This window comes from Aestuariivirga sp. (assembly GCF_965227715.1).
In the GTDB taxonomy this organism is placed as follows: Bacteria; Pseudomonadota; Alphaproteobacteria; order Rhizobiales; family Aestuariivirgaceae; genus Aestuariivirga.
Map to the genome: position 1 here is coordinate 3,098,187 of NZ_OZ245771.1, position 12,762 is coordinate 3,110,948.

Consider the following 12,762-nt stretch of genomic DNA (forward strand, 5'->3'; position numbering starts at 1 on the left):
GAGGGTTTTCTCAGTAGAGGCCGGTCTTGTAATCCCCCTCGACATCGGCATCGATCTTCGCGGCTTCGGCTTCATCCACCCCGGACTCGCAGGTCTGTTCGAGGATGATGCGGGCGATGGAGGGGAGCTGGCCCCGGTCCTGCCGGTATTCCGTGCCCCAGAGCCTGGAGCGCTTCAGCGCCTTGGCGCAGTGCATGAAGACCTCCTCCACCGTCACCAGGATACCGACCTTGGGCGGCTTGCCGTTGATGGTGCAGGCGGCGAGGAGGGCTGGATCATCGGTGATGCGGGCCCGGCCGTTGAGGCGCAGCGTATCCTCGAAGCCGGGCACGAAGAACAAGATGCCGACATTGGGGTTCGCCGTGATGTTCGACATGGTGTCCAGCCGGTTGTTTCCGGGCCTGTCCGGGATCAGGATCGAGGTGTCATCGATCACATGGACGAAGCCTGGGGGATCGCCGCGCGGGGAGAGATCCGCGCGGCCCTTCGCGTCTGCCGTGGAGATGACGAGGAAGGGCGACAGGCTGATGAACTGGCGTGAGTATTTGTCCAGCGCCGGCCTGGTCTTGGCGGTGGCGAGGGGGTGAACCTCGCCGAATTTCTGCCTGAGCTCTTCCTCGTTTCCGATCATTGGGCTCTCGCATTCTCCTTGCGGGCCCAGGCTTCCATCTGGTCCAGGCCCTTTTCGAAGATGTCGAACATCTCATGGATCTCATCCGTGGTGATGATGAGCGGCGGGCAGAGCGCCACCGAGTCCTGGATGTTGCGGACGATGAGGCCCATGTCCTGCAAGGCATTGACGGTGGCCGCACCCACCATCTTCTTCGGGTCGAAGGGGCGTTTCGTGGCCTTGTCCGCCACCAGTTCCACCGCGCCGATCAAACCCACGCCGCGGGCTTCGCCCACCAGCGGGTGATCGGCCAGCTTCTTCAGCCGCATCTGGAACACCGGGCTCATCTTGGCCGCATGTTCCATGATCTTGTCACGCTGGTAGATCTCGATCGTTTTGAGCGAAATGGCGCAGCCCACGGGGTGGGCGGTGTAGGTGTAGCCATGGCCGAAGGTGCCGAGCTTGCGGCTTTCGTCCAGCATGGCCTGGTAGAGATCTTCCTCGATGGTGAGGGCCGAGAGCGGGAAATAGGCCGAGGTGATGGCCTTGGCCATTGTGATCGAATCGGGCGTCATGCCCATGGTCGTCGAGCCGAACCAATTGCCGGTGCGGCCGAAACCGCAGATCACTTCATCGGCGATGAAGCGGATGTCATATTTGGCGAGGATGGCGTTGATCTTCGGCCAGTAACCCTCAGGCGGCATCAGCACGCCGCCCGCACCCATTACGGGTTCGGCGATGAAGGCGGCAATCGTATCCGGGCCTTCGCGCAGGATCATGTCTTCCAGGTCCTGCGCCATGCGGTTGGCGAATTCCTGCTCGGTCTCGCCCTCGACACCATAGCGGTAATAATGGGGGCACGAGGTGTGCAGCACATTTGCGATGGGGAGATCGAAATCATTGTGGACCCAGGGCAGGCCCGTCAGCGAGGCCGATGCGATGGTCACGCCGTGGTAGCCGCGGATGCGGCTGATGATCTTCTTCTTGGCCGTCTTGCCGCGGGCGTTGTTGTAATACCAGGACAGCTTCATCTGCATGTCATTGGCTTCGGAGCCTGACGAGCCGAAGAGGATCTTGGACGCCGGGCAGGGCGAGATTTCCTTGAGCTTTTCCGAAAGCTCGATCACGCCGTCATGCGACTTGCCGCCGAAGGAATGGGTGAAGGAGACCTTGCGCAGCGCTTCCGCGCCCGCTTCGGCGATTTCCTGGTTGCCATAGCCCAGTGCCGTGCACCAGAGGCCCGCCATGCCTTCGATATAGCGCTTGCCGGTATCGTCATAAAGATGGATGCCGCGGCCCTCATTGAGGATCAGGGGGCCCACTTCGCGGTGACGGGCGAGGTTGGTGTAGGGGTGGATCACCGTTTCGATGTCGCGGACGGCCATGTTTGACAAGGGCATGCTGGTTCCTCCTGGGGAGGGCGGAGTATAACAGGGGAAATGGCGATGGGAACAGGGGCGCATTGAAAGGCAGATGCGCGTGGCGAGGCCCCCCTGAACCGAAACGGTTAGGACCGCATCTCCCGCAGGCCCTTGGCCTCCGCATAGGCGAGACACTCCGCCGACGGACGAATGCTGGCGCTGGTGGTGGGGGAGTGAAGCGACGTTGCGGCGGCGGCGTTGCCGAGGTCCAGGCAGCGGTCCAGTGGCCAGTCCTCATGGAGGCCGAAGAGGACGCCTGCATAAAAGGCGTCGCCCGCACCCGTGGAGCCTGCGATTTCGGATTGCGCCACCTTGACGGAGGGGCGCTTCGAGACAGCGCCCGAGCGCTTTACGGCAACGGCGCCATCGGGGTGGTGAATTCCGGCGAGGTCCGTGATGCCCATATTGAGGAGCTTGCGGCAGGCCTCTTCCGCGACGGACCAGGAGAGGCGGCCACCCGGCGCCACATCAAGCCCTGTTATACTGGCTGCTTCATAGTCATTGATCACGAAGACATCACAGAGCGGCAGGCAGGGCGGGACCAGTTTCCGGAGTGTTTCCGCAGGCGCCGGGCACAGCTCCAGGCATGTGACCATGCCCTGCGCCTTGGCGGCGGTGAGCAGCGTGCGCCAGCCGTCGGTTTCATCCAGGTGGCGCGCGGTGCCGGGGCTTCCCAGATAATAGAGCTTGGCGGTGCTGCCTTCGGGCGGCATCAAATGCTCGACCCGCATCATATTGTTGCAGCCCAGCTGTGCGAAGAAGGTGCGCCGCCCGGTGTCTACACAGGACATGACATGGGTGTGGCTGGTGATGGCACCGGGAATGACGGTGACCTGCGCGGTATCAAGCCCATAGCCCCGCGCGCTGGCGAGCATGGTTTCGCCATAGGCATCATCCCCCGCTGTCGCAAGAAGGGTGACGGGGAACTCCGCACCGAGCTTCAGGAGGCCCGCACCGGCATTGTGCGGCGGGCCGCCCGCTGCCATTTCGGTGCGGCCGATAAAGGCCAGCGTTTCCTCCGCCGGCCAGTGATCGACGAGGTGGACGATATCGAGAACCACGATGCCGGCGAGGACGATGCCCCGCCTGGTCACTTCTTGTAGCCTTCGAGCACGGGCTCGGTGATCTTCAGATCATCCTCGAGGCTGCGCTTGGGTTTGAGGCCCTTCTTGGCCAGCGTGGCGTGATAGCTCTTGACCGCCTCCGCTGCCGTGACCTCGGATTCGATCACCGGGCGGAACAGCGCCACCAGCTCCAGCGGGCTTTCCGCCAGATTGATCTTGCGGCCGAAGAGGGCGACCCGGGCGCCGCTCTTCTCGCCCTGGGCGAGCAGCTCGAAACAATCGCGCGTGGTGCCGGCGGAGCCGCCCAGAATGCCGATGACGAGACCCGGATCGTGGCTGGCGAGTTCCTCCATCGCTTTCCGGCCGTTGAACGGCATTTTGAGGAACAGCGGGCGCTCCACCTGGGCCATGCCGGCGAGCACGCGGATGATCATGTCATTCACATAGAATGGCATGGCATCGGAGGAGAGGTTCTGCGGCGCGTTGGGATTGAAGATTTCGAGGAAGTGGCGGAACTTATGCTTGACCGCATCTTCGCGGAACTCGCGATAGGCCTCGACACTGGCATAATCGCGATCAAGGATGTTGTTGAAGGTGACGGAATAGAGCCCGAGATCGCAGAATTTCCGGACATAGGAGAGATTCGCCGTGCGCCAGGGGCGGGAGGGCTCCTTGTTGTACTGCGCGCCGCGGGGAAGCCAGATATCGGTCGTGTCATTGGCGCGGATCGCTGGGGTGACGTGCGATTTCTCGAACACGCCATCGGCGACCATCGGTTCGATGTTGGAGACGGCCCCCAGCATCACGTCCATCTGCTTCTGCTTAACGATATCCACGATGGTCTGGCGGAATTCGGGGATCGAGCGGTGCTTGCCCGACTGGTCCAGATAATCCTGGGCGCCGGTGCCCTTGATGCCGAAGGCATAGTCCGGGTCTTTAGCATCCGCGAGGATGAAGTCCCTGGGCTTGTACTTTCCGGCGGCGATGGTCTTCAGCTTCTTGTCGAGCGATTTCACGAGGCGCGTCTTTCCTGCAGGTTGGTCCGAAGCGGCCAGTTGTACCAGCACCGGCGCTATGGACAATCGCAAACTTGGGCTTTTCCTGAGAGCTCCGCCGTTGCAGAATGGGCCCCATGACAAATCTCGTGATGATCCCCGCCTTCGGCTGCGATGAACGGCTTTATGCCGAAATCGCGCCGCTTCTTCCTTCCAACGTGCTGAGTTCCACCATCATCGCCGATGGGGACAACATGGCCCATTGCGTGGAGCAGGTGCTGGCCCAGGCACCTGAGAAATTCGTGGTCCTCGGTACCTCCTTCGGTGGGCGCGTGGCACTTGAGACAACGCTTGCCGCCCCTGAGCGGGTGCGCGGGTTGGTGGTGATCGGCTCCGGGCCCGGCCCCGTGGCAGACCCCCGCGCCGGCTGGCGGCGCTCCGAGCGGCTGCGCGGCGGCGAGGCGGATCAGGTGGTGGCCGAAATGGCCGACATGATCGCCCATATGGAGGGGCCCCATGGTGCCGCAGCGCGCCAGGCCTTCATCGACATGTGCGAAACGCAGGGTGTGGACCTCATGACCCGCCAGTCCGATGCGCTGGCCAAGCGCGAGGATTTGCGGCCGCGGCTTTCCGAGATCAAATGCCCGGCGCTGATGCTTTGGGGCGTGCATGACAAGTTCGCTGCCGCCGCGGATGGGCTTCGCATGTCCGCCGCCATCCCCAATGGCCGCTATGTGGAGCTGGCCGATTGCGGCCATTTCCCGACGATCGAATATCCCGACGAGACCGCCGCGGCGATCGACCACTGGATGGAGGATGTGGGGCTTTCGCCGGTGGTGTGACGGGAGGTTACCCTTGCTTTCCCTTCTCCCGACGCGACGCGATTGGAGAACGGGAAAGTCCAGGTGTTCTACTTCAGGCTCGCGATATAATCGGCAATCGCCTTGATGTCTGTTTCGGGCAGCATCGAGATGTTGCGCTGGACCTGACCCATGCCGCCGGAGGAGAGTTTGTCATAGCCCATCACCTCGCCATATTGCAGGGCGGAAGCGATGTCAGCGGCGTCGGTGTAGCGGCCGCGCTCGATCAGGCCCAGGAGGCTGGGCACCCGGCCCTTGCCTTCCGGGTGGGGGCCGCCGGCGAAGGCCTTTGAGCTGTCCAGCGCCATGAAGATGTTGCGCGGGGTGTGGCATTCCTGGCAGTGGCCCGGGCCGTTCACCAGATAGGAGCCGCGGTTCCAGCTTTCGGACTGGGCGGGATCGGGTGTCCACGGTGTGGGGTGGAAGCCCACCCATTTCCACAGGCCGATGCCGCGGCGGATCAGCGGTTCAGCCGGAATATCTGCCGCACGCTCAGGCGATTTCACGGGGGCAAGCGTTGCCAGATAGGCGCGGATGTCCAGCACGTCTTCCGGTTTCATATGGGCGTAGGACGTGTAGGGCAGCGCCGGCACGAGGTTTTCGCCCTCGGGCGAGATGCCGCGCTGGACGGCATTGAGGAACTGCAGATCCGTCCAGCCGCCGATGCCGGTTTCAGGGTCGGGTGTGAGATTGATCGGATAGAGGACACCAATCGGCGTCTGGAGGGGGGCACCCCCGGCTGGGATGGCTGCGTCCACCGTTTTCAGATCAGGCGATGGCTGGTGGCAGGAGATGCAGCCGGCCGCGTGGTAGAGCAGTTCGCCATTGGCCACATTGGGCGTGTGCTGCGGAATATCGGCAGCCGTTAGCGGCTTCGGCGTGCTGAGGACCCAGAACGCCAGAAGCCCCAGCGCCGCGAGCAGCGCCAGGGCAATCAGTGTTTTCCGGGAGAAGATCCGCAGGGATCAATCCTCGGCCTGGCGGAATTTCTCGTGGCAGCCCTGGCAGGACTTGCCGAGTGCGGGGAAGGCCGCCTTGAAGGAGGCTTCGTCCGCCGTGGCCTTGACCGCCGTGATGGCCTTCACATAGGCCTCTCCTGCGGCGGCAAAGCCTTCCTTATCCGTCCAGATTTCGAGCTTTGCTTCGGTTTTCAAGGCACCGCCGGGCTTGGTATCCTCGCCCCACCAATCCGCCCAGCCGGCGCAGGCCTTTTCGGCACCGGCCACGGCGGCATCAATGGCGGCCTTGTCATAGGCGGCCTGGCCCTTGAGGACGGGCACCATCACCTTCATCATGGCGCCATTGGCCTTCATGCAGGCCTCACGCGCTTCAATGGCTGCCTTGGCGTCCGCCATTGCCGCGGAGGAGAGGCCCAGGGCCAGAACCCCGGCCGTGAAAAGTCCCAGAACCGTCTTTGACATCATGTGCGCTCGTCCTCCGATAGGTTGTGTGATCGATATCATAGTACGCCCGGTCCCTTCGACTTATTCCATCACAAATCGGTGTTTGCGAAGGCGCTGCTAAGTCTTTGTTCACGCTGCCGCAAAACGGCCCGGATCAGGCCCTGTGGCCGCCGCATGCGGATTTCATGCTGCGCTGCATCAGATATTAGTGCGCCGTTAAGGCCCGGGGACCGAAAATGAACGCCGGCAGACAAGAGACGAGGGAGACTGACATGCCGACCGAGGACGTACAGCAACAGCAGGCGCCGCAGCTGCGCAAGCGCAAGGAGATCCTGAGCCCGGAACTCCGCGAAGTGCTTCACATGCTGAAGTCGCTGGAGGCGAAGCCCGCAGCCGGCTGAACCCGGTCAAAAAGGCTTGAGGCGGAAGAGGGCGGGATCATCCCCGCCCTTTCGCGTTCTCAGGCGAGGGTTCTGCAGCGCGCGAGGGCGGCCTTGACGGCCTCATGCAGTTCATTGCGGTTGGCGGGCTTAGGAAGCGCGATATCGAATGTGTCCTGCCATTCGCCGTTCCGCACCGAATCCGCCAGGAAGGCGGAGAGCGCCATGAGAGGCGTTGCCGCGATGTGGCCGCCCATGCTGCGGATCGAGCGGGCGGCGGTGATGCCGTCCATGATCGGCATTTCGATATCCAGCACAATCACGTCGAATTCGGCTTCGGAGGCGCATTTCACCGCCTGCTCGCCATGGACCACCGCTTCCACGTCACAGCCCATGCCCTTGAGCATGGCGGCGGTGACGATGCGCACCGGGTCACAATCCTCCGCCAGCAGAAGCCGCGGGCGGCCGCCATGGCGGGCGCTGAGCTTCAAGGATTTGCGCTCGACGCTCGTGCTCAACACCGCCGGCTCTGCCATCATCCGTCCTGACCTGTTTCGTTGAGAATCGAGGTTAACGGCCAATGGTTTTCAATTGGTGAGGTGTACGGGTTTAACGATCTTAAGGTAAATTTTCACTTGGTGCCGAACATGCGGTCGCCCGCGTCGCCCAGGCCCGGCACGATATAGCCGTGGTCATTGAGGTGGCTGTCGACGGCTGCCGTGTAGATGGGCACGTCCGGGTGTTCGGCCGCCACCCGGCGGATTCCTTCCGGCGCCGAGAGCAGGCAGACCAGGCGCACATCCTTCGCACCCTTCTCCTTCAGGCGCTTGATGGCATAGGCGATGGAATTGCCAGTGGCCAGCATCGGGTCCACCACGATGACCGGGCGCTCATCGATGTCAGACGGGACCTTGAAGTAATATTCAACGGGCTGCAGCGTGACCGGATCGCGATAGAGCCCGATGTGGCCGATGCGGGCTGAGGGCAGCAGGTCCAGCATGCCTTCGAGCAGGCCGTTGCCGGCGCGGAGGATCGATACGATGACCAGCTTCTTGCCCTTGAGGATGGGCGCGTCCATGGCGGTGAGGGGCGTTTCGATCGATTGCGTGGTCATCGGCAGGTTGCGCGTCACCTCATAGGCGAGGAGCAGGCTGATTTCGCGCAGGAGCTGGCGGAACACGGCGGAGGGCGTGTTCTTGTCCCGCATCAGGGACAGCTTGTGGAGAACCAGGGGGTGATCGACCACGACGAGCGATTTGGGAAGTTGGTCTTCGGCCATGGCAGGTCTCCTCTCGAGTGGACCCCGTTTTGGGCAAAGCGCGGCCCGAATACAAGCGGGTGCGCCGCTCATCCACGGTTTTGCGCGCGGGATCGAAATGGGCGCTTGCAACCGGGACGCGGCCTGCTTATATCCGTAACGCTTCTCGTTACAGAAAGGAGACCGGTGATGACCGCAAATACCCCCATTCCGGCCGGTACGCGCATCGGCCATGTGCATTTGAAGGTGGCTGACCTCAAGCGGGCGCTGGACTTCTATTGCGGGGTGCTGGGCTTCGAGCTGCAGCAGATGTATGGCCGCCAGGCGGCCTTCGTTTCCGCCGGGGGTTATCATCATCACATTGGCCTCAACACCTGGGAAAGTGCCGGCGGCTCCCCGCCGCCCCCTGGAACGACGGGGCTTTATCATGTGGCGATCCTCTATCCCACCCGCGCGGACCTTGCTGACGCGCTGAAGCGGCTTGCCGCCAACAACGTGCAGCTTGATGGCGCGGCGGACCATGGCGTGTCCGAGGCGCTGTACCTTCATGACCCTGACATGAACGGCATTGAACTCTACTGGGACAAACCGGAAGCGCAGTGGCCGCGTAACCCCGATGGCAGCGTCGCCATGGGCACGGCCCGGCTGGACCTCAACGACCTGATCAACACCAAGCAAGAAAAGGAAACTGCATGACGAAAGTTCTGGTGCTTTACTACTCCGCCTGGGGCCACATGGAGCAGATGGCCTATGCCGCTGCCGAGGGCGCCAAGGAAGCGGGCGCGGAGGTTCACGTGAAGCGCGTGCCCGAGCTCGTTCCGGAGGACGTGGCCAAGGCCGCCTGGTACAAGCTGGACCAGAAGGCGCCGATCGCCAAGCCGGAAGAACTCGCCGACTATGATGCGATCATCTTCGGCTGCGGCACGCGTTATGGCACCATGGCCTCGCAGATGCGGAACTTCATCGACCAGACGGGCGGCCTCTGGGCCAAGCAGGCGCTGATGGGCAAGGTGGGGTCCGCTATGACATCCTCCGCCACGCAGCATGGCGGCCAGGAGTCGACCCTTCTCGGCTTCATTCCCACCATGCTGCACCACGGCATGGTCGTGGTCGGCCTGCCCTATACCTGGGCCGGGCAGTCGGGCGTGGACGAGATCCGCGGCGGTTCGCCCTATGGCGCCTCGACCGTGACCAATTCCGACGGCAGCCGCCAGCCCGCCCAGCATGAGCTGGATGGCGCGCGCTATCAGGGCAAGCATGTGGCGGAAATCGCCGCGAAGCTGGCGGGGAAGTAACTCCCGCGCTGCCATTTCCACCTTCCACGATCGCCGGACTTGATCCGGCGATTTTTTTGTGCCGGGCTTGGGTGAGGGTGGGGAGAGGAGTGTCGCTTATCCCCGGAGCGCTTTCGGCAACTCCTCCGCCAGCAATGCGAGGTCCTCCTCGGTTCCCGCCGTGATGCGGATGCAGCGGTTCAGGGGTGCTACACCTGGCATGCGCACGAAGATGCCGGCGGCGGCGAGATGGTCTAACACGCGCTTCGCATAGGCACCGTCCTGGCCCAGATCGACGGTCACGAAATTTGTGGCGGAAGGCAAGAGCGTGAGGCCGTTGGCGCGGGCGATGGCACTGATACTTTCGCGCGCCGCAATGACTTTGCGCACCACATTCCGGAGATGCGCCTGATCCGCCAGCGCCGCGATTCCCGCTATCTGCCCGATCCTCGTGACGCCGAAGTGGTTTCGCACCTTGTCAAAGGCGCGGATCAGATCGGCGTGGCCCACGCAATAGCCGAGGCGGAGCCCCGCCAGGCCATAGGCTTTGGAGAAGGTGCGGAAGCGCAGCACATTGGGATTTTCCACAGCAAGCGGCGGAAGCGTGCCCTCTGGTGCGAATTCGCCATAGGCCTCATCCAGCATGAGGAGCGTGCCCTCGGGCAGGTCTGCGATCATCCCTTCGACGGCGCCCGCCTTCCACCAGCTGCCCATCGGATTGTCCGGATTGGCGAAGTAGATGAGGCGGGCACCCTCACGCCTTGCAAGATCGAGCAGGGAGGACAGGTCCTCCCGGTCATCCACATAGGGCGTGGTGACGAGCTGGCCGCCAAAGCCATGAACATGGAAATTGAAGGTGGGATAGGCGCCGAGGGACGTTGCCACCTTCACGCCGGGCTCCACGAAGAGGCGAACCGCGAGGCCGAAGAGCCCGTCGATCCCTTCACCCACCATCACGTTTCCAGGTGCTATGCCCAGATGCGCGGCGAGCGCCGCACGGATCTCGTGATTTTCCGGGTCGCAATATTGCCAGCTCTCCGCCGCCGCAGCAGCAATGGCCGCGACCACCTTGGGCGAGGGGCCAAAGACGCTTTCATTGGCACCGATGCGGGCGCGAAACTTTGTGCCGGTGCGGCGCTCAAGGGCCTCTGGCCCCACAAAGGGGACGGAGGAGGGGAGACGCTCCACCAGCGGCGTGAAGGGCAGCGGCATCAGACGTATTTCCGCCAGTCATGCTCCTCGCGGAAGCCCAGCACATTGCGGATCTTGGCGTTGGAGAGCGGGGCTTCGTTCCCCACCATCGCGCGCTTCAGCGGAATTTGCGGCGCGTGCTTCTTCAGGAATTCGGCGGTGGATTCCTTGGTGGTGATGGTGTCATTGACCGCGTTGAACACCTGGAAACCGAGTCCGTCCTTCTCGATGCAGAGATGGACGATCTGGCCCAGGTCGCGCGCGTCAATGTAGCTCCAGGCATTGCGCTTGCGGGTCATCGGGTTTTCGAGGAAGCCCCGGAACATCGGATATTCATGGGGCTCGATCACATTGCCGATGCGCAGCGCATAGATGTCCGCGCCATAGCGCATGGCGAAGGCTTTGGCCGTCTTCTCGTTGACCACCTTCGACAGGCCGTAGGAATCCATCGGGTCGATGTCATAGTCTTCTTCCAGCGGGAAGTGATGATAGTCCTTGTCGCCTTCCGCGAAGCAGACGCCATAGGTGGTCTCGCTCGAGGCGATGATGACCTTGCGCACGCCCAGCTTCATTGCCGCTTCGATGACGTTGTAGGTGGAAATGGTGTTGATGGCGAAGGTGGTGTTGTCCGGCGTGATCAGCACGCGGGGCACCGCGGCGAAGTGAACGACGGCATCCGGTGCGGAGGGGGGCTTGCCCCGGTCATAGCCTTCAAAACCATGATGCATGGTGAGGGCGTTGAACACCTGGCCTGAATCGGTCACATCGGTGATCAGCGTGTTGACACCCGGACAATCGAGCGGTTTCAGGTCCAGATTCAGAATGTCATAGCCCTTGGCCTTGAGCCAGGGCACGACGTGCTTTCCAGCCTTGCCCGAGCCGCCGGTGAACACGATGCGCTTTGCCATTGATGCCTCCCATCCGTTGATCCCTGTCTGTTAGGAGAGGCGGGGAGGGCTGGCAAGGGCTGCCGGCCGGCTTCGTCAGCTAGCCTGGGTGGAGGGCTGGGCATCTTCGCTGTGGGCGATTTCACGCGCGCGGTCGATCTGGGTTTCGGCGTGCACGTCTCCTGCTTCGCCCGGCATGACGACCGGCACGGTGAGGCACAGGCTTTGGGTTGGCAGCACGTTGCGCCAGTCCTGGATCAGCTGGCGGTAGGCAACACCCACATTGCGGATTTTGCGGTCCAGATCAAACAGGCCCAGCGGATTGACGCGGCCGTTTGTCTCGCGCAGCGTCGTGTCCCAGTCCACCTGGTCCGTCAGGCTGTACCAGGTGAAGCCGACGATGGGGACGCCGTTGTTGCGCACGCGCAGCACATTGGCCCATTCCTTCCACAGCCAGTTCACCGCCTCCTGGCCGGAAGGCCCTTCATTGTGGTTGGTTTCGGTGTGCATGACAGGAAGCCGGTAACGGTCGAAATACTGGCGGGTGATCTCGTCATAGCCGAAGACTTCGCCAGCCGGGCGGATCGTGCCATCGGCGCAGACGCGGTGCTCGTTGGTCTCATAATAATCGTTGCCCATGATGCAATGCTGCTTCAGGCGGTGGACAAGGAAGAAGCGGTATTCCTCGCGCGACATGCCATTGTCGAGAAGGAATTCATAGACCTCACTGTCCACCCGGCGGCCGTAATTGAGATCGAGCGGCAGGAAGCGGAGCGAGTTCAGATGCTCGGCGGGGCCGATCGCCGCCGGGTTCTCGGCATGAAAATATTCCGAAGATTCGGACTGGATGAAGATCGCATCGGGCCTGACTGTGAGGATCGCCTGCATGGCAAGCACATTGGCCTTCACGATGTGCTTGATGGCGGTGACATAGGATGTGTCGGACGTTTCCTGCTCGTTCCACCAGCCATTGCGGGCGGAGAAGGTGGCGCAGATGAACATTTCATTCACCGGCGTATAAAGCTGCACCCAGGGAAAGCGCTTGGCGAAGGCCAGCGCATAGGCTTCGAACTGCTCCGGAAAATCCGGGTTTTGGAAATTGCCGAGCCAGTCGGGGACGCCGAAATGACAGAGATCGACGATCGGAACGAGCTTGAGCCGGCGGATTTCGGCAAAGGTTTCATCGGCGAAGCTCCAGTCATAGCGGCCGGGGCCCAGCAGCGTGCGATGAATGGGGGGCCCAAAGCGCAGAAAGCCGATCCCCATATCCTTGACGATGGCGAAATCTTCGCGCCAGCGCTCATAGAAGTGGCAGCTTTCCATCTGGTCCACGCGGGTCCGGCCATGGTTGATGGTAGGATTCGAATTCTCGATACCGGTACAGAACATGAATGTGGTGATGGCGCGCAGTCCTCCCTC

General features: G+C 62.5%; 15 protein-coding genes. 4 read left to right on the forward strand and 11 right to left on the reverse strand.

Annotation, left to right across the window (positions count from 1 at the left end; genetic code table 11):
- Positions 1-10 precede the first annotated feature (10 nt).
- The 4 genes from ACO06F_RS14720 to ACO06F_RS14735 all read right to left on the reverse strand — a co-directional run bounded on the left by ACO06F_RS14720 (position 11) and on the right by ACO06F_RS14735 (position 4,111).
- Entirely contained in the window at positions 11-631 is a 621-nt protein-coding gene (locus ACO06F_RS14720; RefSeq protein ID WP_421693498.1) for a pyridoxamine 5'-phosphate oxidase family protein, read from the reverse strand.
- Positions 628-2,010 (reverse strand): aminotransferase, encoded by a 1,383-nt coding sequence (locus tag ACO06F_RS14725; protein WP_421693499.1) that lies wholly within the window; start codon positions 2,008-2,010, stop codon positions 628-630. The genes ACO06F_RS14720 and ACO06F_RS14725 overlap by 4 nt, the downstream gene beginning before the upstream one ends.
- Before the next feature lie 107 nt (positions 2,011-2,117).
- Positions 2,118-3,125: a carbohydrate kinase family protein gene (locus ACO06F_RS14730; RefSeq protein WP_421693500.1), complete on the reverse strand. Its 1,008-nt coding sequence runs from the start codon at positions 3,123-3,125 to the stop codon at positions 2,118-2,120.
- On the reverse strand, positions 3,122-4,111 hold the full coding sequence (locus ACO06F_RS14735) for a hypothetical protein (RefSeq protein WP_421693501.1): 990 nt from the start codon (positions 4,109-4,111) through the stop codon (positions 3,122-3,124). The genes ACO06F_RS14730 and ACO06F_RS14735 overlap by 4 nt, the downstream gene beginning before the upstream one ends.
- A gap of 116 nt (positions 4,112-4,227) precedes the next feature.
- Between ACO06F_RS14735 and ACO06F_RS14740 the strand changes: the two genes are divergently transcribed.
- On the forward strand, positions 4,228-4,932 hold the full coding sequence (locus ACO06F_RS14740; protein ID WP_421693502.1) for an alpha/beta fold hydrolase: 705 nt from the start codon (positions 4,228-4,230) through the stop codon (positions 4,930-4,932).
- Between the two features lie 68 nt (positions 4,933-5,000).
- Here the strand turns inward: ACO06F_RS14740 and ACO06F_RS14745 are convergent, their stop codons facing one another.
- Both ACO06F_RS14745 and ACO06F_RS14750 read right to left on the reverse strand, forming a co-directional pair.
- Positions 5,001-5,783, reverse strand: a complete 783-nt coding sequence (locus ACO06F_RS14745; protein ID WP_421693503.1) for a c-type cytochrome — start codon at positions 5,781-5,783, stop codon at positions 5,001-5,003.
- 132 nt (positions 5,784-5,915) lie between these two features.
- Entirely contained in the window at positions 5,916-6,374 is a 459-nt protein-coding gene (locus ACO06F_RS14750; protein WP_421693504.1) for a c-type cytochrome, read from the reverse strand.
- A gap of 251 nt (positions 6,375-6,625) precedes the next feature.
- Between ACO06F_RS14750 and ACO06F_RS14755 the strand changes: the two genes are divergently transcribed.
- Positions 6,626-6,754: a hypothetical protein gene (locus ACO06F_RS14755; RefSeq protein ID WP_421693505.1), complete on the forward strand. Its 129-nt coding sequence runs from the start codon at positions 6,626-6,628 to the stop codon at positions 6,752-6,754.
- Between the two features lie 59 nt (positions 6,755-6,813).
- Here ACO06F_RS14755 and ACO06F_RS14760 read toward each other — a convergent pair whose 3' ends face one another.
- On the reverse strand, positions 6,814-7,272 hold the full coding sequence (locus ACO06F_RS14760; protein ID WP_421693506.1) for a response regulator: 459 nt from the start codon (positions 7,270-7,272) through the stop codon (positions 6,814-6,816).
- A gap of 92 nt (positions 7,273-7,364) precedes the next feature.
- Positions 7,365-8,012: a uracil phosphoribosyltransferase gene (upp, locus tag ACO06F_RS14765; RefSeq protein ID WP_421693507.1), complete on the reverse strand. Its 648-nt coding sequence runs from the start codon at positions 8,010-8,012 to the stop codon at positions 7,365-7,367.
- A gap of 168 nt (positions 8,013-8,180) precedes the next feature.
- On the opposite strand from upp, the gene ACO06F_RS14770 reads away from it, so the two are divergent.
- Together ACO06F_RS14770 and wrbA are read left to right on the forward strand one after the other, a co-directional pair.
- Positions 8,181-8,687 (forward strand): VOC family protein, encoded by a 507-nt coding sequence (locus ACO06F_RS14770; RefSeq protein ID WP_421693508.1) that lies wholly within the window; start codon positions 8,181-8,183, stop codon positions 8,685-8,687.
- Positions 8,684-9,286 carry an NAD(P)H:quinone oxidoreductase gene (gene wrbA / locus ACO06F_RS14775; protein WP_421693509.1) on the forward strand — a complete coding sequence of 201 codons (603 nt, stop codon included), beginning with the start codon at positions 8,684-8,686 and terminating at the stop codon, positions 9,284-9,286. Before ACO06F_RS14770 ends, wrbA begins: the two co-directional genes overlap by 4 nt.
- A 96-nt stretch (positions 9,287-9,382) precedes the next feature.
- Here the strand turns inward: wrbA and ACO06F_RS14780 are convergent, their stop codons facing one another.
- The 3 genes from ACO06F_RS14780 to ACO06F_RS14790 all read right to left on the reverse strand — a co-directional run bounded on the left by ACO06F_RS14780 (position 9,383) and on the right by ACO06F_RS14790 (position 12,732).
- Positions 9,383-10,477 (reverse strand): pyridoxal phosphate-dependent aminotransferase, encoded by a 1,095-nt coding sequence (locus ACO06F_RS14780; protein ID WP_421693510.1) that lies wholly within the window; start codon positions 10,475-10,477, stop codon positions 9,383-9,385.
- The gene (locus tag ACO06F_RS14785) at positions 10,477-11,364 is read right to left on the reverse strand and encodes an NAD-dependent epimerase/dehydratase family protein (RefSeq protein WP_421693511.1); all 888 of its coding nucleotides are present in this window, start codon (positions 11,362-11,364) and stop codon (positions 10,477-10,479) included. The genes ACO06F_RS14780 and ACO06F_RS14785 overlap by 1 nt, the downstream gene beginning before the upstream one ends.
- Before the next feature lie 75 nt (positions 11,365-11,439).
- The gene (locus ACO06F_RS14790; RefSeq protein ID WP_421693512.1) at positions 11,440-12,732 is read right to left on the reverse strand and encodes a family 1 glycosylhydrolase; all 1,293 of its coding nucleotides are present in this window, start codon (positions 12,730-12,732) and stop codon (positions 11,440-11,442) included.
- Positions 12,733-12,762 lie beyond the last annotated feature (30 nt).

Bases quoted from the DNA above. Each gene is read 5' to 3' on its own strand.
- ACO06F_RS14720 (WP_421693498.1), bottom strand. From the start codon at position 631: ATGATCGGAAACGAGGAAGAGCTCAGGCAGAAATTCGGCGAGGTTCAC.
- ACO06F_RS14725 (WP_421693499.1), bottom strand. From the start codon at position 2,010: ATGCCCTTGTCAAACATGGCCGTCCGCGACATCGAAACGGTGATCCAC.
- ACO06F_RS14740 (WP_421693502.1), top strand. From the start codon at position 4,228: ATGACAAATCTCGTGATGATCCCCGCCTTCGGCTGCGATGAACGGCTT.
- ACO06F_RS14750 (WP_421693504.1), bottom strand. From the start codon at position 6,374: ATGATGTCAAAGACGGTTCTGGGACTTTTCACGGCCGGGGTTCTGGCC.
- ACO06F_RS14755 (WP_421693505.1), top strand. From the start codon at position 6,626: ATGCCGACCGAGGACGTACAGCAACAGCAGGCGCCGCAGCTGCGCAAG.
- ACO06F_RS14760 (WP_421693506.1), bottom strand. From the start codon at position 7,272: ATGATGGCAGAGCCGGCGGTGTTGAGCACGAGCGTCGAGCGCAAATCC.
- upp (WP_421693507.1), bottom strand. From the start codon at position 8,012: ATGGCCGAAGACCAACTTCCCAAATCGCTCGTCGTGGTCGATCACCCC.
- ACO06F_RS14770 (WP_421693508.1), top strand. From the start codon at position 8,181: ATGACCGCAAATACCCCCATTCCGGCCGGTACGCGCATCGGCCATGTG.
- wrbA (WP_421693509.1), top strand. From the start codon at position 8,684: ATGACGAAAGTTCTGGTGCTTTACTACTCCGCCTGGGGCCACATGGAG.
- ACO06F_RS14780 (WP_421693510.1), bottom strand. From the start codon at position 10,477: ATGCCGCTGCCCTTCACGCCGCTGGTGGAGCGTCTCCCCTCCTCCGTC.
- ACO06F_RS14785 (WP_421693511.1), bottom strand. From the start codon at position 11,364: ATGGCAAAGCGCATCGTGTTCACCGGCGGCTCGGGCAAGGCTGGAAAG.
- ACO06F_RS14790 (WP_421693512.1), bottom strand. From the start codon at position 12,732: ATGTTCTGTACCGGTATCGAGAATTCGAATCCTACCATCAACCATGGC.